Here is a 23291-nt window from a genome sequence, read left to right as displayed (position 1 = left end):
TGGGGAAGGGGATACTTCACTAGTCGGCGAGCAGCGCCGCAACTTAAGCGGCAATAGCTGAAAAGCTCTTATATTTCAGCTATTTGACACCCTGGTTGCGGTCTCGGGAAAGTTGCGGTTGGGGTAGGGTGTCGAGGGCAAAAGGATTTGCGCTTATTCGGCGCCGATACTTACTGCGGCAGACAAGGTCGGTTGCTCGCGCATGGCTTGTGCGTGTAACACGAAGGCAAGCGCAATGGCTATCGCAGCGGCGAATGCGGCGAACCCGTAAATCGCGTTGTAGCCGAGGCCGCTGGCGACCCATCCGCCTAATGGTCCCGTCACGGCCATGGCGACGTCCATAAATACGGAATAGACCCCTAAGGCAGAGCCCCTGCTGGGGGCGGGGACACGATGCACCGCTTCAACGCCGAGCGCAGGAAACACAAGTGAAAAACCAAGGCCGGCAACAGCTGCGCCCAGACAGGCCATCCACGCGCTGCCAGCGAGACAGAGAATGACCAGGCCGATCGCTTCCACTAACAATGAAAGCATCGCAACGCGATAACCGCCCAGCCATGGAATGGTTCGCGCGAACAGGAAGCGAACGCCCACGAACACCACACCGAATACAGTCAGCGCAAGCGCGGCGTTCTGCCAGCCGTGTGCGGCGTAGAAGAGCGTGATAAAGGTAGCGATGCAGCCGAAGCCGACCGAACCCAGCGCGAGCCCGATGCCGTAAGGCACCACCCGTGCGGCCACGGTGCGAAAGGATGAACGTTCACCCGTGGCAGCCGCAGTGGCTCGCTTCAACTGGGCAAGCGGAAGCGCGACGAGTGGAAGCAGCAAGGAGACGATGCCAATCGCCGCAAACCCGAAATGATGCGCTACAACCACGCCCAAGGGGGCGCCCGCCGCCAATGCGCCGTAGGTAGCCACGCCATTCCACGAAATGACCCGCGCGGTGTGTTCATGGCCAACTTGCCCCATGCCCCACGCAATGGCGCCGGTACCGACACAGCTTTCGGCGCAGCCGAGCGCCAGTCGCGCGAGAAAAATCAGGCCGAGGCTCAACCATGGCCAATGCACGGCCAGTGCGCCGCACAGCAATAGCACACCGCTAACGACGCACATCGAGAGTCCGGTCAGTACGGTACGTTTGGGTCCTTTGGTATCCGCCATGCGCCCGGCGTGAGGGCGACTGAGCAGAGTGGCGACGTACTGCATGCTGATGGCGAGGCCTGCCAGCATCGCACCGAAACCTAGCTGGCTATGCACGAAACCCGGTAGCACCGCCAGCGATAAGCCGATAGTCAAATAGGCCATAAAGGTGAAGGCGACGGTGCTGAGGATTGCCAGCAATACACCGGACTGACGACCCGCAGGGGTCGCGATGGAGCGAGAGGCATCGGCCATGTGAGAGTACTTCGCAGGATCCGGGGCGGGGAAAACCGGATAACGGGCGCCATTATACGCCTCGCATGCTGCAATGCATCACGGCCGTGCGGAATTTATGTAACCGGCACTTTTCGTGCGGTGCCCTAGCTCGCCACACGCTGTAGCACGGACAGATCCAGTTTCTTCATAGTCAATACAGCCTGCATGACGCGCGTCGCGCTGGATGACGTGAGCCATTCCAGCAGTTGCGCCGGCACGATCTGCCAGGAGAGGCCGTAACGATCTTTAAGCCAGCCGCATTGTTGGGCAGAGGGATCACCATCCTTGGATAGGGCTTGCCAGTAGAAGTCGATTTCGTCTTGCGTCCGGCAATTCACCACCAGCGAGATGGCGGGAGTAAACGCAAACACCGGCCCGCCATTGAGTGCAGACATGGCTTGACCATCCAACTCGAAGGCAACCGTCATGACCGAACCTTCTGGTCTGCGCGCAGCTTTGGCCGTCTCCCTGTCGTAGTGGGTCGTTGCCAGGACATGTGAGTTTTCAAAGATGGATACGTAGAAGTGCACCGCTTGCTCAGCTTCGTGATCAAACCAGAGGAAGGGCGTGATGCGCTGGAATCGTGGGCTCATGGCATGCCTCCTATGAATGTCGTTTGTCTATGACTACGACGAACGCGCTGACTTGGAATCGACATGATGAGTCTGGGCACTCGAGACCATGCATGGTCTGCGATCACGGTAAAAAAGTACTGCTCGGCATGTGTCTTTCTATGCCGGCTCGTTAGGTGTTTGCCAGGATTACGGGACATGCATGCGGGTGGCTATCGTTGTCATGGATGTCCATATCTTTGTAGTCCGATTTGGAACGCATGCGCTAGCCATTGCAACCAGCCGTGCTTGCCGACGGGACAGTCATAAGAGTCGATAGTGCTTGATTGTCATCCATGATGATGCTGCGTTGCAGCGATAAAAGGCTACATTTTTAGGTATGAAGCAACGCATATGTGCAGGCCATGTGAATTCGCAGCTGCATGGATATGACATTTTTTTCTTTGCGATACGGATCACGTTCCAGCGTGGAAAGTTCTGCCAAATGTACTGGACAACGTTGTCATAAGGGGCAGATACTCGGCGCACTTTTGCAAGTTCATGACAAGCGGTGGTGTGCATGGACGCGAAAAGGCGACTGTCCCCCGTGGCTGCCCGGAAGGCGGTCATGTGATCGCCAATGTTCTTTCACTTGTTGCGGTTCCATCAGCCCTGGAGACAGTCCCATGCAAGAGAAGAAGTCGACGAAGTGGTCCACATTGGCGCTAAGCACACTGACCACGGCGGTCGGTGCGGCGTTATCTACAACCTTGCTCACTGTTGCGCCGATACAGGCCGTACATGCGCAAACGACTTGCGCTGCGGCCTGGAGTGCAACGGCCATTTATACGGCCGGCAATGTGGCCAGCGAAAATGGTGTCAATTACGAAGCGAATTGGTGGACACAGGGCAACGATCCCGCCACGAACAATGGTGGGCCTGGTAGCGGACAGCCTTGGACTTCGCAAGGTTCGTGTGGTGGTTCGCCGACCCCGACACCCACGCCGACCCCTACTCCCACCCCAACACCTACGCCGACTCCCACTCCTACGCCAACTCCCACGCCTGCGCCGAGCGGCTTCGTGTTCAGTCCGTACAAGGACGTCACGATCAATCTCAACTGGAACACCAACACCATGCAAACGGCGGTAACGGGAACGACGTTGCCATTGGTTGGTAGCGGCAGTTTCTATTCGACCGCCGAACCGAATCTGCCTGCGATTACCCTGGCTTTTGCCACCGGTTCGTGCGGTAGCGAAAGTTGGGGCGGTGTCACGGCATCCCAATTTGTTTCCGCCAATATCAACGCGCTGAACAGTGCAGGCCTCAGTTACGTGGTTTCCACAGGCGGCCAAGCCGGCGTATTCACGTGCTCGTCGGCATCGGCGTTCGAAAGCTTTATTGCGAGCTACTACACCTCGCACATGGTGGGCGTGGATTTCGATATCGAAGGCGGACAGACGCAGGCCGACATCCAGCAATTGGTGGCGGACGTAGCGGCGGCCCAGTCGCAGTATCCCAACTTGCGCTTCTCCTTTACCTTGGCGACGCTGGCGGCCTCGGATGGCAGCTACGGCGGTGTCAATTCGTTGGGAGCGGAGGTCGTTCAGGCCATCCAGGCCTCGAGCCCTGCACTGAAGAACTACACCGTCAATTTGATGGTGATGGATTACGGTTCTGCGAGCGCGGCTAACTGCGTCGTGGTGAGCGGCGCGTGCGAAATGGGTCAGTCCGCTATTCAGGCGGTGAAGAATCTGGAGCATGCCTATGGCATTCCGGCCAGTCATATCGAGCTGACGCCGATGATCGGGCAGAACGATGCGCAAGGTGAGATCACCACGCTCGCCGATGTGGACACCATCACCAACTATGCGACTGCCAATGGTCTGGCTGGGCTGCATTTCTGGTCGCTGGATCGCGACACGCCGTGTGCTGCGGGCTCGGCATCGCCAACATGCAATTCGTATCCATCAGCAGGTTCGCTTGCTTTTACCAATGAGTTCCTGAAAGACCTCGGCAAATAAAGCCGTCGGTACAGGAGCAGGGGAAATGCCGTTGCCGACCGGCGTGTCTGCCGGTCGGCAACGGTTCTGCAGAATGCGGCGTGCGGCGCAATATCAGCCGCAAGGGCCGCGCACGAGACGTTGCAAACCACTACACGCAGTACCGGGCATGGATGCGTGCCGGCGCTCGTCCCCACATGGCCGCCGGAATGCAGTCATGACATCGCCGATGTTCCTCACTTGTTTCGGTTCAAATCCAACTTTGGAGAAAGTCCATGCATGTGAAGAGATCAACGAAGTGGTCTACCTTGACATTGAGTACCTTGAGCACCGCCGTATGTGCGGCGCTTTCCACGACGGTATTGACCCTTGCTCCTGTGCAAACCGTGCATGCACAAGCAGCGTGCGCTGCGGCGTGGAATGCATCGACTGCTTATACGCAAGGCAACGTCGTTAGCGAGAACGGGGTCAACTACGTCGCGAACTGGTGGACGCAAGGAAACGATCCCGCCACGAATAATGGTGGGTCCGGCAGTGGTGAACCCTGGACGTCGGAGGGTGCGTGCGGCGGCGGTTCGCCGACACCGACACCGACTCCTGCCCCTACGCCAACCCCCACGCCGTCTGGTTGCGATCCGGCCTGGAATGCCGCGACCGCGTACAACGGCGGTGCGTTGGTGAGTGAGAACGGCATCGACTACAAGGCCAATTGGTGGACACAAGGTCAGGATCCAGCAACTAACAGCGGTGCTTCCGGCAGCGGGGAGCCGTGGACTGCCATTGGCTCGTGCAGCGGTTCGCCCACGCCTGCTCCGACCCCCACGCCAACGCCCACACCTACGCCGACGCCAACTCCCACGCCGACGCCGACGCCAACACCTGCGCCGAGCGGATTTGTGTTCAGTCCGTACAAGGACATGAGCATCAATATGAACTGGAATACGTATGCCATGTCGACCAACGTGACTGGCACGCTGATTCCCATTGTCGGCAGCGGCAGCCTGTACTCCACGCAAGAACCCAATCTCCCTGCGATTTCGCTGGCATTCGCCACGGGTGAATGCGGTAGTGAAAATTGGGCAGGTGTTACGCCGTCGGAATTCATTTCCGCCAATATCGCGGCTGGCGGCGCCAATTCGCTATCGAGTGCGGGACTGGATTACATCGTATCCACGGGTGGTGCTGACGGTGTGTTCACGTGTTCGTCCCCTTCGGCCTTCGAGAGTTTTATCGCGAAGTACTACACCGCTCAGATGATCGGGGTGGATTTCGATATCGAAGGCGGCCAGACACAAGCTGATATCCAGCAGTTGGTGGCCGACGTGGCGGCGGCGCAATCGCAGTATCCCAATTTGCGCTTCTCTTTCACGCTGGCGACGCTGGCTGCGACAGACGGCAGCTATGGCGGTGTCAATCAGCTGGGGCAATGGGTCATGCAGGCCATTCAAGCGTCGAGTCCGGCCATCAAAAACTACACCATCAATTTGATGGTGATGGACTATGGCAGCGCGATTCCCTCTAACTGTGTCGTGGTGAGTGGCGCATGCGAGATGGGTCAATCCGCGCTACAGGCCGTGACGAACTTGGAGCATGTCTATGGCACCCCCGCAAGCCACATCGAGCTGACGCCGATGATTGGACAGAACGATGCAAGTGGCGAGATCACGACGATCGCGGATATCGACACCATCACCAACTATGCATCTGCAAACGGACTGGCCGGTCTGCACTTCTGGTCCTTGGACCGCGATACGCCGTGTGCGGCCGGGTCGGCATCGTCGACATGCAACTCGTATCCGAGTGCCGGCGTGCTGAGCTATACGAACGAAATCTTGAAAGACCTGGGTAAATAGGGAGCAGGACGGATTTGCGGGCCGGGAGGCATGCTCGACCCGCAAGGCCGGATGTGACGGCAGGAACCGCCGGCCTGGAACGCTGGCGGTTCCTGGCCGGCATTGTTCCGTCACCTGGATTGATTTTTTATTTTCCGGCGGGAGAACGGGACGTCAGTGGCCGTTGGCGTCTTTGTTTTTTCATTTCATACATGGCCACATCTGCATGCCGCATCAGCTGCTTGCGGTCCTCCCCGTGCTCAGGATAGACGGCGACACCGATGCTTGAGGAAATTCGAAGGCAGCGGTCATTGATGGAAAACGGCTGGCTAAGCGTCTGGTGAATTTTTTCAGCCACCAGCGCGGCGTCTGCTGCCGCGCGAACGCCGCGCAGGAGCACCGCAAATTCGTCGCCTCCAAGGCGCCCCACTGTATCCGCATTGCGCAAGCATTGACGGATACGTCGGGCTGTTTCGCAGAGAAGCAGATCACCGGCCTCGTGGCCATAGGTGTCATTGGCCTGTTTGAAGCGGTCAAGATCGATATAAAGCACCGACAGGCCAGTCGAATCGCGTTTCGCCGCGATCAGTGCGTGGTCAAGGCGGTCATGGAACAGTTCACGATTCGGCAAACCAGTCAGCAAGTCGTGGCCTGCCATGTATTGCAGCCATGTCGCGCTTTGCTTGCGTTCGATCGCGGCGGCGACCTGATTGGATACGAATTGCAGAAGCGCTTGATGATCTTCGTTGTAGCGCACGTCGCCGGAATAACTCTGCACGGCGATCAGGCCGATGACCCCGTTGGGTGTTGTAAGCGGCACGCCGAGCCAGTCGAGCGCATCATGGCCGGCATAGGGAAGGGCGTCCAATACGCTGGCGCGCGTGTCGGGCGTAAGCAGTAGTGCCTTGCCGCTGCGGATGACGGCGCCTGTAAGTGTTCCCGAGTCCAGCTTGCAGGGCGTGGGTGGAGGATCGTATTCGTCCACGAAGTAGGGAAAGCTCAGTACATCCCGCCGCTCGTCATGCAGGGCCACGAAAAAATTCCGCGCCGGCAGCAGTTCGCTGATGATTTGATGAATGCGATGGTATAGCGCGAGCAGATCTTCGGCCGTATGGGCGGCTTCGGAGATTGCCAGCAATGCTGATTGCATGGATTCGGCGCGTTTGAGTTCGGTGATGTCATGCGCGATAGCAATGCGGACCTGGTCCACTTCGGACCAACGGGCAGCCCACATGATGTGCACGACTTGGCCGTCCTTGCGGATATAGCGATTCTGGAAATGGGGCATGGCATGGCCCGACATGATGGTGTTTGCTGCATCGAGCGTGCGCTGCCGGTCATCGGGATGGACGAGTTCGATCATCGGTCTGCCCAGCACTTCTTCGGGCGCATAGCCAAAGATGCGCTCGTATGCGGAGCTGACGAACACATACCGACCCTCTGTGTCGACGACACAGATGGCATCGAGCAGGAGATCAATGACTGTGGGCAGAGGTGGGCAGCTGTTTTCTTTCATGGCTTACGACCGGAACGACGGGCACATGACCAGGCACTGCGAGATGAGTGCAGGACATGACGTGATCTTCACGCGAAGCGGCTGGGTGGGGAAGAGTGAATTTTTCGTCGAAACGACGGTGCTGAGCCGGGGGCTGAATGGGAGCGGCGCGCCGCCGTGTGCCTGAATCCATCATTTCTTTACAAGTAATTGGGGCGCAAGAACTTTTAGTAGACAGGAGACGTACTGAATTGTGTAAACTTACATCAGGCTTACGCGTAAGTGAGTTCTTGCGAGCCAGAACGCAGCAGCGGACGCGTGTCATTGATAAAAGTGCGGGGGTGTCAGCTGCTCATGCAACGAACATTTGTTGTGGGATGCCCTCGGTCGGGCACTACTCTCGTGCAGGCCATGCTAGCCAGGCATCCAGGCATATTCACGTTGCCGGAGACCGGTTTCTTTCCCCGCATGCTGGGGGAACTGGACTATCGCATGGGCGACGATGGCGCAAGACCGCGCCGCCGGACCATGGCGCGGCGCTTGGGACTGACACGCCGCTATGGGCGGCATGAATTTGTGGCGCTGCAGCAAATGCTCTTGGGTAATGCCAGGGCAAGTTCGCGCTCCCCCTGGTTGCTTGATAGGTGCGTGGAGCGTTTTATTGCCATGCTGGACAGCCTGGCTACGGAGGCCGGACGATCTTCGTGGGTTGAGAAAACGCCGCAACATCTGGTGTATATGCCGGAGATCGAGCATTACGTGCCAGACGCACGCTTTATCCATGTGATTCGTCCTGGCATGGATGTGCTTGCTTCGATCGTTGATGCCGAACTGCGTTATGACAATGAAGCGTTTACGGGTGGCTTGACGCGGTGGATGCGGCGTTGGAACCGCGCCGTAGAGCTCCATCGTTCATGCCTTGGCTTGCCTAACCATCATTTCATCTTTCTTGGGGATTTGGTAAAGGATCCGATAGAGGAATGGCAGCGGCTGTGTGCGTTTCTGAAATTGCCGCTGCATGCCGAGCTTGACCATTCCTGCCATCAGCATATTGCTGATCTCAAGACGGAACCGTGGAAGCAGGGGGCGCTCAGCGGTTTGCCGCGGCCGTCTGACAGCAAGGCAGATAAGCTGTTCGGTCCTCAGTTACGCGAGTGGTTGCAGTCGCGCCTGAGTTCGTACGAGGAGCTGTACGCGATGAACAAGCACGCGCGCCAGCAGTACGGCGTGAGTTCGTCTGCTACCGAAACTTCGACATTGCGCGAAGCGCCAGCGGTAACGCCCGCGAGGGATGCCGCCCCTCGCGAAAGACGTTTTCGCACCGCCTGATCAATCGACTCGTCTCCGTCAATTGGCGCGTGCAGTAGGCTGCTTGAATGGCCTTTGGTGCAGCGGGAATACTGCCGCAGGGCGGATCGATCGAACAAACGGTCGGCATGCCTGTCACAATGGTAGACACAGGCTGAAAAACAGGCGGCATCGTGAATCGAAGAAACAGCAGGAATCAATCGTCATATGGCAGTTGGATCGCTGCCATCGTGGTGGTGGTCGCGGTGGTTGCGGCAGGGATTTATCTGGTGCAGAAAGCCATGCATCCGACGGCATCGATAAACCACCTGCAGCCCGCGCCAGCGGCATCGGCGGCTGCGCCGGCGAGCGCAGCATCGAGCATTCAACATCCTATTGAGCAGGCCTCTTCAGGTCCGGCCACGGCGTCTACCGCGCCCCTGCCAGCCTTGGTCGATAGCGACAGCAGTGTGCGTGACGCGCTGTTCGCCATGGTGACAGGCGGCGATCTCCATGCGTTGTTGCAGCCCAATCAGATCATTTCACGGAGCGTGGCAACGATCGACGCGCTGCCGCGACATAGCTTCGGCAGCGCCTACATCCTGCCGTTGCGTACACCCAAAGGTGTCATGAAAACGGAGCAGGCCAACGGCGCTGCCGTAATCGCGGCGACCAACGCGGAGCGCTACAGCCCTTATGTGGCGGTGCTGGAAAGCGTTGATCCTCATGCACTGGTGGCGTGGTACAAGCGCAATTATCCGCTTTTCCAGCAGGCCTATCGTGAACTGGGCTATCCACATGGCTACTTCAATGACCGATTGATCGTTGCCATCGATGACATGCTGGCGGCTCCCGAACCGCATGATGCTATCGCGGTGACCCAATCCGGGCCACATTACGTATTTGTCGATCCGCAACTGCAGGCGCTGTCGAATGGCCAGAAGTTGATGGTTCGACTTGGACCTGTGAACGAAGCACAGTTCAAGGCGAAGCTACGCATGATTCGCGAGTTGCTGGCAGGTGCACAGGTTGCGCATTAGCAGTCAGAGGACACCCACATGGAAAGGCCCGCTTTTTTTGCGGGCCTTTTTTTATGCTTGAAATCTAAGGGGAGCCTTTACCCATGATGTGGTTCTCGGCCTTCATGGGGCGCACTACCGGCCGGATGCGAAGCAGGGTGATAGGCCGGTGCGTGGTACTGCTGTTGCGCGTGATAGGGCGACTGCGGTCGATACATGGGCTGTTGCACGTGATACTGCGGCTGCGGTCGATATGTCTGCGGCCGATAGGCCGGTGACGGATGGTAAGCCGTGGAGGGCGCACGGTATGCCTGATGCGCAGGCGCATGCACGACATTCGTTGCAGGACGATAAACACCATTGCCGTGTATGCCATCCATGCGTGAAGGACTGGACCTGGAGGCATTCATCGTTGCGTGTGATGTCGCAGGATGCGGCGCGAAATTCGCGGAGCGCAGCGGCATGGCATGGTTCGGCTGCATTCGCGTGCTGTTGTCGGTTGCGGGCCTTGCATGGAAAGCGGCGGGTGTGAACGAGTGGTTTGCATCATGCGCAGCTACGACGCCAGCGCCGCTGAACGTCCCAGGACGCGCGGTGGCTGCGATAGGCGGACGGCCATGATTGACCGACGCGCGTAACTCGGGATTGCGACTGGCCATTACCATCTGTTGTCGTTGCGCGGGTAGCGGACCCATGCGGGACGCGTGGGCAAACGCAACTTGTTGGGCAGTCGGGTGCATGGCGATGCCACCCCGGCCACCGTTGTAGCTGACACGGTTGGGGGAAAAATGGTTGACCACCGTTCGGTTATAGACATTGGTGATGTGGACGTTATTCACGCGATTGACGGCACGGTTGTAATAGAAGCCGCGTGGTCCCCAATATCCACCGGCGTAACCGACGCCGGTATAGCCAAAGCCATAGTTAACGCCGCCATAGAAGCCGACATGGCGGCCCCAATAACCCGGATGGAAGACGTACACGACACCATCCCATCCCCAGTAGCCCGGCGTCCACAAGGCGCCGTAGAACGGAGCCAGTATCCAAGTACCCGGCACCCAATAATATTCGGCGCCATCCCATGCCCAATAGCCAGGCGTCCAGATGTAGCCAGGACCGGGTATCACCGGTTGCTCATAGACCGGTAGCGGCGGTGGCGGAAAACCGACGGACACGCCAACGCCGATGTAGACGCCTGCATCGGCTTTTTGCGGAAGTGCGGTCACGGCGGCGAGTGCAGCGAACAGTGCGATCAAGGTCCGCATCAGGAGCGTTTGCCTCGTCGCCGGGGATTGCGTGGTGCTGATGGCTTTCATGGTGTTCCTCCTCGGTTTGCACCGTACAAGAGAAAACGCATGAAAGCCCGTTGCGTCACGGGAAAAGCACGGTATAAGTTCGCGATTGTTCAGCAGGCAAGCTTGTGCGTGGCGGCACATTTTTCCGCAACGCCTTGTTGCTTAGGGTGTTGGTGCTTTCCGAATAGCAGATGAATGATTTATCTGCCGTCTGGCGGTAAGTGCGTATGAATCCCATAGGCTTGCCGCGCGACAGCCCCATTGCATCCATAGCGGAGGTAGTCCGTGACAAACATTGGACACTTGCAAATGCTCGCGCAGTATCGTGCATGGGCCGATGGTCTGCTTTACCAATCGCTGGCTAAGTTACCGAATGACGAATTGGTTCGTGAATACCCGATCGTTTTCGGCAACCTGATTCGCACCCTTCATCATGTGTACTGCATGGATCAGGTGTGGAGATCGCATCTGCAGGGCGTGCCGCATGGCTTCACGACTCGCAACCCGGTCGACTGCCCGGATTTTGCCGCGCTTCGTTCCTCGCAGCTGGCGATGGACGAGTGGTATGTCCAATGCGCCAGTGCGCTCGACGAGACCGCCTGCAATGAAGTGATCCACTTCACCTTTATTGGCGGTGGAGAGGGCTCGATGCGTCGGGAAGACATCCTGCTGCACGTGGTCAATCACGCTACCTATCATCGCGGGCACGTTGCCGCGATGATGTATGGCAAGTCAGTGCCTCCGCCGACGACGGATCTGCCTGTGTTCTTGCGTGAAATGACGCTTAAACGTACTGCATCTTGACGGTCATGCCACCATCGACCACGAAGCTTTGGCCGGTTACGAAGCCGGAAGCATCGCTGAGCAAGTAGACAGCGAGTGAGCCGATATCTTCCGGTGTTCCCACCCTTCCTGCCGGATGCTGTGCATGATCCTGTCGGCTGAGTTTGGGACGCCGCCGGGTCTGCGGTTTCTGCCACGCGTCGGTGGCAATCCAGCCGGGCAGGATCGCATTGACGCGCACGGCAGGGCCTGCACTGACGGCCATGGCATGTGTCAATGCAACCAGGCCGCCTTTGCTTGCAGCATAGGCTTCGGTATCCGGCTCCGATTGCAGCGCTCGCGTGGAAGCGATGTTGATGATGGCACCGGCAGCCGATGCAGCGATGAAGGGTAATGCGTGTTTGCTGCACAGAAATGCACCGGTCAGATGGGTGCCGATATAGCGGTTCCACTTCGCCAGTGAAAGTTCGTCCAGCGGTCCTTGATGCGGATCGGCGATACCGGCGTTATTGACGAGCCCGTGGATGTGGCGGAAATGCTTGCCTGCAGCAGCCATCCAGCGGCGCACGCTGGATTCGCTGGAAACATCGAGTTGCCGGAATGCCGCACGATCGCCTACTTGCCATTCATCCAAGCAGGCATGCCCCGCTTTTGCGTCCAGATCGCCGATCATGACGGCCCCTCCGGCGCCGAGGACGGCTTGTGCTATTCCGCGGCCGATGCCCTGCGCGCCACCGGTGATCAATACGGTGCGTTCGCGTAACGGCTGATCGTTATAGACCGCGATGGCCGGGGGTATGGAAGGCATGGCCGGTACTCCAGCATAGAAGGGGAGAATGAGCGACGTATCCTAACGTGGCATACATCACGCGACCGTGCTCGTTCGACGATGTCAGCGGCGGGCGTGGCCATGTCATGAGGCACTGCAGGGCCGGTAATGGGCCACAAGTCACCTGGGGCCTGTTTACACTACTGGCGTGCAAATTGCTCCCAGCGCGAGCTACGCCAGTCGTGTAAATAGGCCCTAGGCTGCATGCCTGGAAGAGCGGACAATTTCGTGGCTTTCATTCCAAAGGAGGGTGGTCATGCGTTCAATACCGTACGTCCTGCTGGTAGCGGCTCTCAGTGTTGCAGGAGTGGCCCAGGCGCAAGCGCCGCAGATGAACCACATGCATGCTTTGCACTATGTGCCGTCTTACGTGCGTGCCGCCGTCAACGACCCGGCGCGCGGGCAGGATGCCAGCAACGATGCGCGCCGCAAGATCACAGATGTGATGGTTTTTAGCGAGGTAAAGCCTGGGCAGAAGGTGCTGGAGTTGATACCGGGTACGGGCTATTTCACGCGGGTGTTCAGCGCGATTGTCGGTTCGAAAGGACACGTCTATGCCTTGTGGCCGAACGAATACGCCAAGGAAGATGCGGACAATGTTGCCGCGACAGAGAAATTGGCGGCTGATCCTCATTACGCCAACGTGTCCATCTTGAAGCAGCCGGCAGCTCAATTGAGCGTCCCCGAGCCGGTGGATCTGGTTTTCACCTCGCAGAACTATCACGACTATCCGGATGCCTTCATGGGCAAGGTCGATCCGGTCTCGCTCGATAAGCAGGTATATGCCGCGCTAAAGCCGGGCGGCTTGTTCGTGGTCATCGACCATGTGGCGCCGGCAGGATCGGGCATGGCCGACACCGATACCTTGCATCGCATTGATCCGGCAATCGTGAAGAAACAGGTGGAATCGGTGGGTTTTGTGTTTGCGGGCGAAAGCAATGTGCTGCGTAATCCCAAAGATCCTCACACCATCAAGGTATTCGACAAATCGATACGCGGCCACACAGATCAGTTCATGTTCCGCTTCCGCAAGCCGCGTTGAGTATCTCCGCACTCTCCCCCCGGGTAATTGTCTGCGGGGGAGAGGGTACAGATGTATCGCCTCGGTTAGCGGTTCAAGCCGCGCCACATGTCGTCGAGCAGTTCATCGCTGGGATCGGCGGTTTGTTCCCAGTACATGATGCCGCCGAGGTGCTTCGCTTTGATGTAAGCCACCTTGGCGGCAATCGACTGAGGGTCGTCGTACGTGATGAAGTGGCGCGTCTTCGCATTCCATAGCCACGGGGCTTGTGCGCGAGCGTCCCAATAGCGCACATAACCTTGTTTGCCGATGTAGTCCTGCTTCAGTTCCGGCCAGTTGTGACTGCCTTGATAGTGGCCATAGGGCTGGTACAACCCATCGTGATCCGGTTTTACATCGGCGAATTCACGACCATAGAGTGCAGCGCCAATCAACAGTTTGCGCGGCGGCACGCCGGCAGCGAGGAATTGCTGCACCGCGCGATCCGTCGTGCGTCCGTCTCCTGTGATCAGGGCAGAGGCGTGCAATCCGGTGTGATGCCCGGTTGTAGGTGTCATGGCGTTGACGAAGTCATACGTCATCATGTTGAACCAGTCGAGCGAAGGCGCGATGGCGGGAATATCGATATCGCTGACAAACGGACCGTCGGCGATCGCCACACTGAGCGTGTAGTGTTCATTTCCCGTTCGTCCGTGCTGCGCGCCTATGCGATCGAGGCTTGCACGTATCGTCCGTAACAGCAGGGTGAAGTTCGTTTTGTCTTGCGGGCTGGAGCGGATGCCGGATTCGTGATGCCCAGGATATTCCCAATCCACGTCCAGTCCGTCTGCATGCTGGGCAGCTATCAGTTGGGCTGCGCTATCGGCGAATTGTTGACGTCCGGCGGCCGTACTGGCTGCTTCCGAAAAGCCGCCCACCGTCCAGCCCCCCACGGAAATCACTACTTTGAGTTTCGGATTGATGGACTTGAGCGCAATAAGCGTTTGCAGGCGCTTGGCGCTGCTGGCATCAAGTAGCACGCGGCCGTTCTTCAATTGGGCAAACGCGAAGATCAAGGTGTCGAGCTTGCCAACGTCTTTGGTTTGCGCGGGGTCCCAGCCGGTGGCATAGCCAACGATGCGATAGTGGGATGGGGGCGGCTGCGCGAGCGCTGCATGATTTGTGGCCAGCATCACCGACATAAGCAGGCCAGCGAGCAACAAACCGGGACGGCGTAAAGATCTTAAGCGCATGGCAACACTCCGCTTGAATGGATGGCAACACGTTCTGTCCATGGCTAGTTAGTTCTGGACGCGTGTTGCTAAATCACGAGCTACCATGGAAAGGCACGGAACTCGCTTTTTACTCATGAATGACACCGCTAACGCTGACACCACGGCATTGCCTGACGATCCGCCACCGCGTCCCCCGGTAGAGCCCGATCCGGGAGACTGCTGCGGTAACGGTTGTGATCCGTGCATCTTCGATCTTTACGAAGAAGCGCGACAACATTATCGCGAGGCGCTCGCCAGTTGGCGCGAGCGTCATCCAGGCGTGGATCCGACGTCATAGAACGCCGTGCCACCGCCCGGATGATTCACTCCACGCCATAGAGGGCTTTTACATCTTTCAGTAGCGCGGCTTGGCTCGCTGGACGTGCATAGAACATGTGACCGCCAGGGTATTCCTTCACTTGCACGCGAGTAGGGTCACCCATCGCCGGCATCTGGTCCACGATCAGCACCGATGCCATGAATGGGCAGGAAAGGTCATCCCAGCCATGGGCGATCAGCACGCGCAAATGGGGATCGTTGGCAACGGCTTCGCGCAGTTGGTCGACTGAACCTTTGTTGGCGTCGTCGTCCTCATGCCAGAGATTGTTGACCTTGTAGCTCAGCGCGTTGTACCGGCCGTCGTATTTCCATCCCACCGTCTGCGTGATGAAGTTGACCATCGCGGTGGTCGTGGGGGCAATGATGCCGTTGAGGATAGGGTCGCCGCCCACTTGATGCGGCGCATAGGGGAACGGATCCCACGCCGTGACGTTCGAGTCGTAGCGGCTGCCGAGCTTGCCTTCCGCACGATAGACTTCGCGCAGATAGGCTTGCGTTTCCAGCCGGCCGCCAGAGCGTTTCACGAATACCGGGTCCAGCCCGGTCAGTTCGGTGACTTTCCGGATCATGGCGGCTGTCGCAGCCGGATCGGAGCGTCCCTTCATCAAGGTGACGGCATATTCGCCACGGGTGTAATCAATGATGGGTGCCATCGCTTCTGGCGTCAGCTGATGCTCGCGTTCGAGATGGGCAGCGGCAATCGAAGGCAATGTCAGCATCCACGGCAGCGGTGACACATTGCCGTTATCGGAAGCTGCTGCATCGAGATAAGGGGAAAGCAACACGACCCCGTTCATCGCGACACCGAGCTGAGTCTGCAAGTACTCGGTGATGCGCGGGCCGCGAAAGCCACCATAGCTCTCGCCGACCAGATACTTGCGTGATTCCATGCGGCCGTTTTTCACCAGCCAGTCGTAAATGGTGCGCGAGAGATATTTGATGTCGTTATCGGTGCTGTAGAAAAGCTTGGTGGCCTTGTCTTCCGGCACCAAGGCGCGACTGTAGCCCGTGCCGATGGGATCGATGAAGACCAGGTCGGTGAAGCCGATCCAGGTACCGGGATTGTCGTGCAGTACCGCCGGATCGGAGGGCGTATCGCCATTCACGCCGAAATTCACGCGCTTGGGGCCGATGGCACCAAAGTTGAGATAGACCGACGATGCACCCGGGCCGCCATTGATGGCGAACGTCACGGGACGATGCTTGCCGGACATGGTGTAGGCGGTAAAAACGACCTGCCCGGTGAGGTTGCCTTTCTCGTCACGCACTGGCAGCGTGCCAACGGTGACGGTGTATTTCAAAGTGTGGCCATCCACTTCCACTGACTGGGTAATGTGTTTATCTGCCGGCAGCGGCGGTAGGTGGAAGCCATCGGCATTAGCGCTTTCCTGCGTTGACGAGGGCTTGGCGTCGCCACCTGCGCTTGCCAGCGGACTGACAGCAATGAGTACAGCGGCGAGCAGGGTGGGGAGCAGAATCTTGCGCACTGCGATGGTTCCTTCTGGAAAACAAGAACCGAAAGCCTAACCAAGCGTGCGTCCCAGGCACTGTGCCCAAAGGCATGGGTTGCGAAGGATGTCGCATTCAGAGCATCGATGCGTTGAAGCGCTTGCTGCGCTGCATTAAATTCGGCGGCTAGGAGATAGAAGGGGAGTCCAATGAAACGCTTTTACTTGGCGGCGGCTGCCGCGTTGTTGCTGTGCGCGTGCGGCGGGCAGACGGTGCACACTCCAGCACCGATCGGTGAATTGGTGAAGCCGGGACTGTCCCCCTGGCTGACCGTGACCGGTGGAGAAGACAAGCTCGAAGTGCGCGGGCTCGATCACAAGCTGGTCCTGGAGCCGACGCCGGACGTGGCGATGGCCGTGCAATCGCAGTTGGGGGCGCAGTTGCAAGCCAACTATTTCCAGGATCTGGTCGTTACCTGCAGCTCTTTGAAGACGACCCTGCGCGCGGACAGCGATAACACACCTGCCAGCCTCGACATGGACCTAGGCTTGCATTGCGGGATCTGGGCGCGTGGTTTCGATGTCAGTCACGACTACAAGGCGCGGGTATCGACCGCGATGGGTGCTGCGGCAGGCGATCAGAGTTACGCGCAGGCACTGCCTAAATTATTGGCTGACGGCGCTGACCAGATAGCGGTGCAACTGCGTACGGATCTGCGGAAAATCGGTCACTCGACACGTTGACGCATCCGCTTGTTTTCGGCAGGCACGGACGAAGGAACCTGCGCCGTGCTTGCTGATCGGCCGCGCAACCCAACATCGACCCGACGATCCACGCTATCTTGTTAGCTGGACAGTTTGGGGGGATCGCCCGTGAATGCAGTACCCGGCCCTGGCGCAGCACGCGCCGAACTCACTCTTCGCGGCCTGATCATAGGCGTCGTGATCACGCTGGTGTTCACCGCAGCCAATGTTTTCTTCGGCCTCAAGGCGGGCCTGACTTTCGCCACCTCGATTCCGGCGGCGGTGATTTCGATGGCCATCCTGCGCGCGATGAAGAACGCGACGATGCAGGAAAACAACATCGTACAGACGGTCGCCTCGGCGGCCGGCACGCTTTCTTCGATTATTTTCGTGCTGCCGGGTCTGGTGATGATCGGCTGGTGGAACGGTTTCCCGTACTGGACCTCGCTGGCGATCTGCGCCTTGGGCGGCATTTTGGGGGTGATGTATTCGATCCCGTTGCGGCGTGCCCTGGTCACCAATTCGGATCTGCCATATCCGGAAGGCGTAGCCTGCGCCGAAGTGTTGAAAGTTGGCGCTGAGGTGGAAGGGCAGGAGGCCGGCGACGTCGAGCAGACCGGCAAGGCCGGCTTGATGGCGGTGACCGTTGGATCGCTCGTGTCGGCGGCGTTTGCGGTGGTGGTGGCGACCCGGCTGTTTGCCAGCGATATCGCGCAATACTTCCGGACTGGCGACAAGAGCGTCAGCGGTTACGACTTCAATCTTTCCTTCGCGCTATTTGCAGTAGGCCACCTGTGCGGCGTGTGGGTGGGACTCGCCATGTTGCTGGGCGTGTTCATCGGCTGGGGATGGGCCGTGCCTCATTTCAGTTCGCTGCACTGGGCCGCAGGATTGTCGCCAGAGACGATTGCCAACACGGCCTGGGCGAAGGATGTGCGCTTTCTTGGCGCGGGGATGATCGGTGTCGCGGCTATCTGGACGCTGGCCAAGCTGGTCAAGCCGGTGGTCAGCGGCCTGGTTTCTGCAATGGCTGCTTCGCGAGTGCGCAAGGCCGGCCAGGGCGCCACGCTGGCGCGCACTGAGCTTGATATGCCAATTGGCATCGTGGGCCTGATTTCGCTGTTGTGCATGATTCCGATCGCGTGGATGCTGGGTAGCTTCAGTCTGAGCAGCGGGCTGGGATCGCATCTGTGGCTGCTCGCCATCGGCGGCGTCGTGTTCGTCGTGCTAATGAGCTTTTTCGTTTCGACCGTGTGCGGCTACATGGCCGGTCTGATCGGTTCTTCCAACAGTCCGTTGTCCGGCGTAGGCATCATCGTTGTCATTATCGCCACCTTGCTCTTGCTTGCAGGTGTGCACGACGCGCTGACGCCGGAAGCCAAGAAGGCGCTGGTGGCTTTTGCGCTGTTCGTCACGGCGGTGGTGTTCGCGGTGGCGGCGATCGCCAATAACAATCTGCAGGATCTCAAGACGGGCCAACTGGTAGATGCGACGCCGTGGAAGCAGCAGGTGGCGCTGGTGATCGGTGTGATAGTCGGCGCAGCCATCATTCCGCCGGTGCTCGAACTGGTGAAGGAGGCTTATGGATTTGCCGGCATGGCGGGTGTCGACCCGGCACGCGCACTTCCCGCACCGCAGGCCGCGCTCATCTCGGCTTTGGCGCAAGGGGTGATCCAACGGAACCTGGACTGGAGCACGATCGGTGTGGGCGCGCTGGTGGGCGTGGCGTTGATCGTATTGGACGAAACGCTGGCGCGTACCACCCGATCGGTACGCTTGCCGCCGTTGGCCGCTGGCCTGGGTATCTATTTGCCCACCTCGACGTCGCTGATGATCGTGGTGGGTGCCGTGGTGGGCTGGTATTTCGACAAGCGCGCCGATCGCACGGCCAACCCGGAAGCCGCCAAGCAGTTGGGTGTGTTGCTGGCTTCGGGGATGATCGTGGGTGAAAGCATCATCGGCGTGCTGATTGCAGCCGTCGTGGTGTTCTCCGGCAAGGGTTATCCGCTTGCGCTGGTCGGCGATAACTTCGCGAACGCGTCGCTGTGGATCGGCGGTATCGCCTTTGCCGGGGTCATCTTCGCCATGTATCGCTGGATCGATCGCATCGGTCGCAAAGGCGTCTGAGTCGTCCGCCACGAGTTCTGCCCTCTCTCCGGGAGAGGGCGGAATCTTCGTAAAATAATGGCCGCTGTCGGAGATGCGGTTTCTTCATGCCCGGTACCCATGCCCCTACGTTAGACGCGGTGCTGGACGCGTTATTCCTTCCTTTTGCCAGTGGCCAGTTGCGCGTGCCCGATGACGGGCGTGTGCTGTTCTTGCGTGCGCGTGACAATCCTCATCTGCGTGAGTGGGCAGGGGCGCACTGGTTGTGTGAGCAGAGTTTCAAGCCGTTTGCCGACGCCTTGGCCCGGAGTGGATTTACAGTCGGCGAGGCGGATACGGCAGCACGTTATGGGCTGGTCATGCTGTTGCCGCCTCGGCAGCGCGATGAAGCACGCGCGTTGTTTGCACGTGCCGTGCAGCATGCGCAAGTCGGTGGCGTAGTGCTGGCATGCGTGCCCAATGTGGAGGGGGCGCATTCCGCAGAGGCCGATCTCGCCGCGCTGCTTGGAAACGCGGGGCACCTTTCCAAACATAAATGCAGGGTGTTCTGGGGGAAGGTGCAGCCTTCCTCTGGTGACCAGGAGAGAATGGCGTCATGGCTTGCATTGGACCAGCCACAGATGAACGAGGTTGGCTATATCAGCCGGCCCGGCTTATTCGCTTGGGACAGAGTAGATAATGCATCTGCATTGCTTGCGGAGCATTTGCCGGAAGGCCTGCAAGGTCGTGTTGCTGATTTCGGTGCTGGGTATGGCTATCTCTCGACGCAGATCATGGCGCGTTGTCCGGGCGTGACAGCCATTGATTTGTATGAAGCGGAAGCACGTGCACTACAGCCGGCAAGATTGAACATGGAGCGCGCGCTGCACGACAGTGGACGTCAATGGGAGTTTGATGTGCACTGGCATGACCTCGAACAGCCGGTCGGAGCACGTTACGACGCCGTGGTCAGCAACCCTCCCTTTCATCAGGGGCGGGCGGACTTGCCCGAGCTTGGCCGCGCTTTTATTACGCAAGCGGCGAAGGCGCTGGTACCGCATGGTTGTCTATGGCTTGTCGCCAATCGACACCTGCCTTACGAAGCCACATTGGCTGCCCATTTCAATGAGGTTCGCACGATCATTGTGCGGGATGGTTTCAAGTTGTTCGAAGCAAAAGGTGTACGTGGATGAGGCTGGTGAGGTTGATTGCAAACCTTGGGTACGGCAGCCGCAAAGACGTGGCGTGGATGTTTCGCGAGGGCCGCATTACCGACGCTGATGGCGAGGTGTTGTACGCGGACGACAAGGTGGGACACGCCCGCATTCGTATCGACGGTGAGCCGCTGGATCCACCTGCCGGCCTGGCGCTGATGATGAACAAGCCGCTAGGAGTGACTTGTTCGCGCAAGGATCCCGGCCGTGTCGTGTATGACCTATTGCCGCCACGCTATCGCGTGCGTGAGCCTGCGATCTCTACGGTTGGACGGCTGGATCGCGACACGTCGGGTTTGCTGTTGCTGACCGATGATGGCGCCTTGTTGCATCGGATTATTTCGCCCCGTGCGCAGATTACCAAGGTGTATGAAGCAATCCTGGCGGAGAATTTGCGCGGCGACGAACAGGCGCTCTTCGCCAGCGGAACGCTCATGCTGGAATCGGAAACCACGCCATTGTTGCCTGCGAAGCTGGAGCCACTCGGACCGCGTCACGCGCGCCTGTTACTTACCGAGGGCCGTTATCACCAGGTGCGCAGGATGTTCGCCGCGACTGGCAACCACGTGCAGATGTTGCGGCGCACCGCGATCGGTGGCTTGCGATTGGAGGATTTGCCGGCCGGCGAATGGCGCCCGCTTGAAGCGGCCGATATCGCACGCATCTTTGAACCAGCCAATGACTGATATGCAGCGTGTTTGTTACCGGTCGGTTTGCGTCTGGCGGAATCGCGCCAATTCATCTTCGCGACGAGAACGGGCGCCGGATGTCCAAGAAACCAGCTGGAACCCTGCGATAGTGTCGCTTTCTGATCGGGCGTCCTGCGTGGTGTGAGAGAGCATCCCTGCTACTAGCTGCATTCCGCGCATGATGGCGGAACGAGCGAGAAGCATGTGCATGGTGTGTACTCCATCGGCTACCCCTGCGCAGCCGCGGACAAACTGTAGCAAGCTTTGGTCGTGAATGTATAGGTGAAGTGAAGAGTACTTTTGGCCTATTTCGTTTTCTTTCTAAAGCCTTATGAGACATTGAGCTTATGGCATTCGCCTTCCAATTCGACAATGCATTCATACGCGAGCTGCCTGGCGATCCGGATCAGGGGCGAGGAGCGCGGTGGGTGGAGGGAGCTGCCTATTCGCGGATCGATCCCGCCCCCGTAGCGGCTCCGCGCACGGTCGCATGGTCACAGGAAGTGGCCGCGCAACTGCGCTTGAGTGAGGAGGATGTTGCCAGTCCCCTGTTTGCGCAGGTGTTCGGTGGAAATGGTGTCATCACCGGCATGCAGCCCTGGGCATCCAATTATGGCGGTCATCAATTTGGTGTCTGGGCGGGGCAGCTTGGCGATGGCCGAGCCATTTCACTGGGTGAAGTGGTGACATCGGGAGGCGAGCGGCTGGAGTTGCAGCTCAAGGGCGCGGGCTCGACGCCCTATTCGCGTGGAGCAGACGGACGAGCGGTGCTGCGCTCCTCCATTCGCGAATTTCTGTGCAGCGAAGCCATGCACCATCTTGGCATTCCGACCACGCGTGCCCTTTGTCTGGTGACAACCGGCGAGACGGTCGAGCGGGACATGTTCTATGACGGACACCCGCGGGATGAGCCCGGTGCGATCGTCTGCCGAGTCGCGCCGTCGTTCATCCGCTTTGGGCATTTCGAATTGCCGGCCTCGCGTGGAGATGTGGCTCTGCTAAGGCAGCTTGTCGATTTCACGATACGACGCGACTTTCCCGATCTTGGCGGAAGTATTGAAAACCGCTATGCCGATTGGTTTGCGGAGGTGTGCGAGCGCACAGCCAGAATGGTCGCGCATTGGATGCGCGTAGGCTTTGTGCATGGTGTGATGAATACCGACAACATGTCGATTCTTGGTTTGACCATCGATTACGGTCCCTACGGTTGGATCGACAACTTCGATCCGGGTTGGACGCCCAACACCACCGATGCAGAGCGTCGCCGTTACCGTTTTGGACAGCAACCGCAGGTGGCGTGGTGGAACCTGAGTAGGCTTGCCGCAGCGCTGGCGCCCTTATTCGAAGAGGTCGCGCCTCTGCAGTCGGGGCTCGACCGTTATGTGGCCGAATACACGTCGCAAAGTCATCGTCATACCGCCGCCAAGCTGGGTTTGCTGGATTGCCGTGAGGATGACGTGTCGCGAATGGATTTGCTGCAGCAATTGATGCAGCGGGCCGAGGCGGATATGACCTTGTTCTTTCGCGCGCTGAGCAATATCGATCTGCACGCGCCCAGTTTGGAGCCCTTGCGGCATGCGTTCTATGAGTCGTCGAAATTCGAAGCCATCGAAGCGGATCTGCTGCAGTGGCTGAACGACTACGTAGCACGCTTGCACCAGGATGCGTGGAAACCCGAAGAGCGCATGCGAAGCATGCATGCTGCCAACCCGTGCTATGTGCTGCGCAATTATCTAGCGCAGGAAGCCATCGATCTGGCGAGCCAGGGTGATTACAGCGGCGTCAATACATTGCTTGAGGTATTGCGACGCCCGTACGAGGAGCAGCCCGGACGCGAGCATTTCGCGCAGAAGCGTCCGGAATGGGCGAAATTTCGCGCGGGCTGTTCCATGCTTTCCTGTAGTTCTTAAGCGTAGTCCTGCTTGCCACCCCTCTACGTGCATGACCATGCCGGCGATCTTTGCTGCAGCCGGCATGGTCACGTGCCT

Annotated in this window: 19 protein-coding genes; 12 read left to right on the top strand and 7 right to left on the bottom strand. The window is 58.8% G+C overall.

The genetic code is table 11. From position 1 onward, the window contains the following. Positions 1-153: 153 nt before the first annotated feature. Both AC4HNJ_RS10765 and AC4HNJ_RS10760 read right to left on the bottom strand, forming a co-directional pair. Positions 154-1395 (bottom strand): MFS transporter, encoded by a 1242-nt coding sequence (locus AC4HNJ_RS10765; protein ID WP_490479565.1) that lies wholly within the window; start codon positions 1393-1395, stop codon positions 154-156. Positions 1396-1520: 125 nt separating this feature from the next. After that, positions 1521-2009, bottom strand: a complete 489-nt coding sequence (locus AC4HNJ_RS10760; protein WP_490479564.1) for a VOC family protein — start codon at positions 2007-2009, stop codon at positions 1521-1523. Between the two features lie 644 nt (positions 2010-2653). Here AC4HNJ_RS10760 and AC4HNJ_RS10755 point away from each other — a divergent pair. Both AC4HNJ_RS10755 and AC4HNJ_RS10750 read left to right on the top strand, forming a co-directional pair. Next, positions 2654-3991 (top strand): carbohydrate-binding protein, encoded by a 1338-nt coding sequence (locus AC4HNJ_RS10755; RefSeq protein WP_490479563.1) that lies wholly within the window; start codon positions 2654-2656, stop codon positions 3989-3991. A 254-nt stretch (positions 3992-4245) separates the two neighbouring features. Beyond that, positions 4246-5823 (top strand): carbohydrate-binding protein, encoded by a 1578-nt coding sequence (locus AC4HNJ_RS10750; protein ID WP_490479562.1) that lies wholly within the window; start codon positions 4246-4248, stop codon positions 5821-5823. Positions 5824-5950: 127 nt separating this feature from the next. Here AC4HNJ_RS10750 and AC4HNJ_RS10745 read toward each other — a convergent pair whose 3' ends face one another. Next, positions 5951-7318, bottom strand: a complete 1368-nt coding sequence (locus AC4HNJ_RS10745; RefSeq protein WP_490479561.1) for a diguanylate cyclase domain-containing protein — start codon at positions 7316-7318, stop codon at positions 5951-5953. Between the two features lie 333 nt (positions 7319-7651). Between AC4HNJ_RS10745 and AC4HNJ_RS10740 the strand changes: the two genes are divergently transcribed. Together AC4HNJ_RS10740 and AC4HNJ_RS10735 are read left to right on the top strand one after the other, a co-directional pair. Continuing rightward, a complete protein-coding gene (locus AC4HNJ_RS10740) occupies positions 7652-8626 on the top strand; it encodes a sulfotransferase family protein (RefSeq protein WP_490479560.1) in 975 nt (324 codons plus the stop codon). 152 nt (positions 8627-8778) lie between these two features. Further along, positions 8779-9624, top strand: coding sequence for a DUF3014 domain-containing protein (locus AC4HNJ_RS10735; protein ID WP_490479559.1), 846 nt, complete (start codon positions 8779-8781; stop codon positions 9622-9624). A gap of 77 nt (positions 9625-9701) precedes the next feature. Here the strand turns inward: AC4HNJ_RS10735 and AC4HNJ_RS10730 are convergent, their stop codons facing one another. After that, entirely contained in the window at positions 9702-10919 is a 1218-nt protein-coding gene (locus AC4HNJ_RS10730) for a YXWGXW repeat-containing protein (protein WP_490479558.1), read from the bottom strand. 264 nt (positions 10920-11183) lie between these two features. Here AC4HNJ_RS10730 and AC4HNJ_RS10725 point away from each other — a divergent pair, with 264 nt between their 5' ends. Next, a complete protein-coding gene (locus AC4HNJ_RS10725) occupies positions 11184-11702 on the top strand; it encodes a DinB family protein (protein WP_490479557.1) in 519 nt (172 codons plus the stop codon). Here the strand turns inward: AC4HNJ_RS10725 and AC4HNJ_RS10720 are convergent. Beyond that, on the bottom strand, positions 11683-12489 hold the full coding sequence (locus AC4HNJ_RS10720; RefSeq protein WP_490479556.1) for an SDR family oxidoreductase: 807 nt from the start codon (positions 12487-12489) through the stop codon (positions 11683-11685). The genes AC4HNJ_RS10725 and AC4HNJ_RS10720 overlap by 20 nt on opposite strands. Positions 12490-12766: 277 nt before the next feature. On the opposite strand from AC4HNJ_RS10720, the gene AC4HNJ_RS10715 reads away from it, so the two are divergent. After that, positions 12767-13552, top strand: a complete 786-nt coding sequence (locus AC4HNJ_RS10715; protein ID WP_490479555.1) for a class I SAM-dependent methyltransferase — start codon at positions 12767-12769, stop codon at positions 13550-13552. Between the two features lie 65 nt (positions 13553-13617). On the opposite strand, the gene AC4HNJ_RS10710 is transcribed toward AC4HNJ_RS10715, so the two are convergent. Next, the gene (locus tag AC4HNJ_RS10710; protein WP_490479554.1) at positions 13618-14763 is read right to left on the bottom strand and encodes a glycoside hydrolase family 18 protein; all 1146 of its coding nucleotides are present in this window, start codon (positions 14761-14763) and stop codon (positions 13618-13620) included. A gap of 115 nt (positions 14764-14878) precedes the next feature. Between AC4HNJ_RS10710 and AC4HNJ_RS10705 the strand changes: the two genes are divergently transcribed. Then, complete coding sequence (locus AC4HNJ_RS10705; RefSeq protein ID WP_490479553.1) at positions 14879-15082, top strand: oxidoreductase-like domain-containing protein; 204 nt, start codon at positions 14879-14881, stop codon at positions 15080-15082. Between the two features lie 25 nt (positions 15083-15107). On the opposite strand, the gene AC4HNJ_RS10700 is transcribed toward AC4HNJ_RS10705, so the two are convergent. Beyond that, complete coding sequence (locus AC4HNJ_RS10700) at positions 15108-16610, bottom strand: S10 family peptidase (protein WP_490479552.1); 1503 nt, start codon at positions 16608-16610, stop codon at positions 15108-15110. A gap of 171 nt (positions 16611-16781) precedes the next feature. On the opposite strand from AC4HNJ_RS10700, the gene AC4HNJ_RS10695 reads away from it, so the two are divergent. The 5 genes from AC4HNJ_RS10695 (at position 16782) to AC4HNJ_RS10675 (ending at position 23213) form a co-directional block, all read left to right on the top strand. Further along, positions 16782-17315, top strand: coding sequence for a hypothetical protein (locus tag AC4HNJ_RS10695; RefSeq protein WP_490479551.1), 534 nt, complete (start codon positions 16782-16784; stop codon positions 17313-17315). A 129-nt stretch (positions 17316-17444) separates the two neighbouring features. Further along, complete coding sequence (locus tag AC4HNJ_RS10690; RefSeq protein ID WP_490479550.1) at positions 17445-19442, top strand: OPT family oligopeptide transporter; 1998 nt, start codon at positions 17445-17447, stop codon at positions 19440-19442. Positions 19443-19528: 86 nt separating this feature from the next. Further along, positions 19529-20593, top strand: a complete 1065-nt coding sequence (locus tag AC4HNJ_RS10685) for a class I SAM-dependent methyltransferase (RefSeq protein ID WP_490479549.1) — start codon at positions 19529-19531, stop codon at positions 20591-20593. Beyond that, on the top strand, positions 20590-21300 hold the full coding sequence (locus AC4HNJ_RS10680) for a pseudouridine synthase (RefSeq protein WP_490479548.1): 711 nt from the start codon (positions 20590-20592) through the stop codon (positions 21298-21300). Before AC4HNJ_RS10685 ends, AC4HNJ_RS10680 begins: the two co-directional genes overlap by 4 nt. A 350-nt stretch (positions 21301-21650) precedes the next feature. Then, positions 21651-23213 carry a protein adenylyltransferase SelO gene (locus tag AC4HNJ_RS10675; RefSeq protein WP_490479547.1) on the top strand — a complete coding sequence of 521 codons (1563 nt, stop codon included), beginning with the start codon at positions 21651-21653 and terminating at the stop codon, positions 23211-23213. The last annotated feature ends 78 nt before the right edge of the window (positions 23214-23291 follow it).

The organism is Dyella sp. SYSU CM1112 (assembly GCF_058216415.1).
This window is presented reverse-complemented; position numbering and strand designations above follow the sequence as displayed.

Excerpts from the sequence above, each read along its gene's own strand:
- AC4HNJ_RS10765 (WP_490479565.1), bottom strand. The coding sequence starts at position 1,395 with ATGGCCGATGCCTCTCGCTCCATCGCGACCCCTGCGGGTCGTCAGTCC.
- AC4HNJ_RS10760 (WP_490479564.1), bottom strand. The coding sequence starts at position 2,009 with ATGAGCCCACGATTCCAGCGCATCACGCCCTTCCTCTGGTTTGATCAC.
- AC4HNJ_RS10755 (WP_490479563.1), top strand. The coding sequence starts at position 2,654 with ATGCAAGAGAAGAAGTCGACGAAGTGGTCCACATTGGCGCTAAGCACA.
- AC4HNJ_RS10750 (WP_490479562.1), top strand. The coding sequence starts at position 4,246 with ATGCATGTGAAGAGATCAACGAAGTGGTCTACCTTGACATTGAGTACC.
- AC4HNJ_RS10745 (WP_490479561.1), bottom strand. The coding sequence starts at position 7,318 with ATGAAAGAAAACAGCTGCCCACCTCTGCCCACAGTCATTGATCTCCTG.
- AC4HNJ_RS10740 (WP_490479560.1), top strand. The coding sequence starts at position 7,652 with ATGCAACGAACATTTGTTGTGGGATGCCCTCGGTCGGGCACTACTCTC.
- AC4HNJ_RS10730 (WP_490479558.1), bottom strand. The coding sequence starts at position 10,919 with ATGAAAGCCATCAGCACCACGCAATCCCCGGCGACGAGGCAAACGCTC.
- AC4HNJ_RS10720 (WP_490479556.1), bottom strand. The coding sequence starts at position 12,489 with ATGCCTTCCATACCCCCGGCCATCGCGGTCTATAACGATCAGCCGTTA.
- AC4HNJ_RS10715 (WP_490479555.1), top strand. The coding sequence starts at position 12,767 with ATGCGTTCAATACCGTACGTCCTGCTGGTAGCGGCTCTCAGTGTTGCA.
- AC4HNJ_RS10710 (WP_490479554.1), bottom strand. The coding sequence starts at position 14,763 with ATGCGCTTAAGATCTTTACGCCGTCCCGGTTTGTTGCTCGCTGGCCTG.
- AC4HNJ_RS10705 (WP_490479553.1), top strand. The coding sequence starts at position 14,879 with ATGAATGACACCGCTAACGCTGACACCACGGCATTGCCTGACGATCCG.
- AC4HNJ_RS10695 (WP_490479551.1), top strand. The coding sequence starts at position 16,782 with ATGAAACGCTTTTACTTGGCGGCGGCTGCCGCGTTGTTGCTGTGCGCG.
- AC4HNJ_RS10685 (WP_490479549.1), top strand. The coding sequence starts at position 19,529 with ATGCCCGGTACCCATGCCCCTACGTTAGACGCGGTGCTGGACGCGTTA.
- AC4HNJ_RS10680 (WP_490479548.1), top strand. The coding sequence starts at position 20,590 with ATGAGGCTGGTGAGGTTGATTGCAAACCTTGGGTACGGCAGCCGCAAA.
- AC4HNJ_RS10675 (WP_490479547.1), top strand. The coding sequence starts at position 21,651 with ATGGCATTCGCCTTCCAATTCGACAATGCATTCATACGCGAGCTGCCT.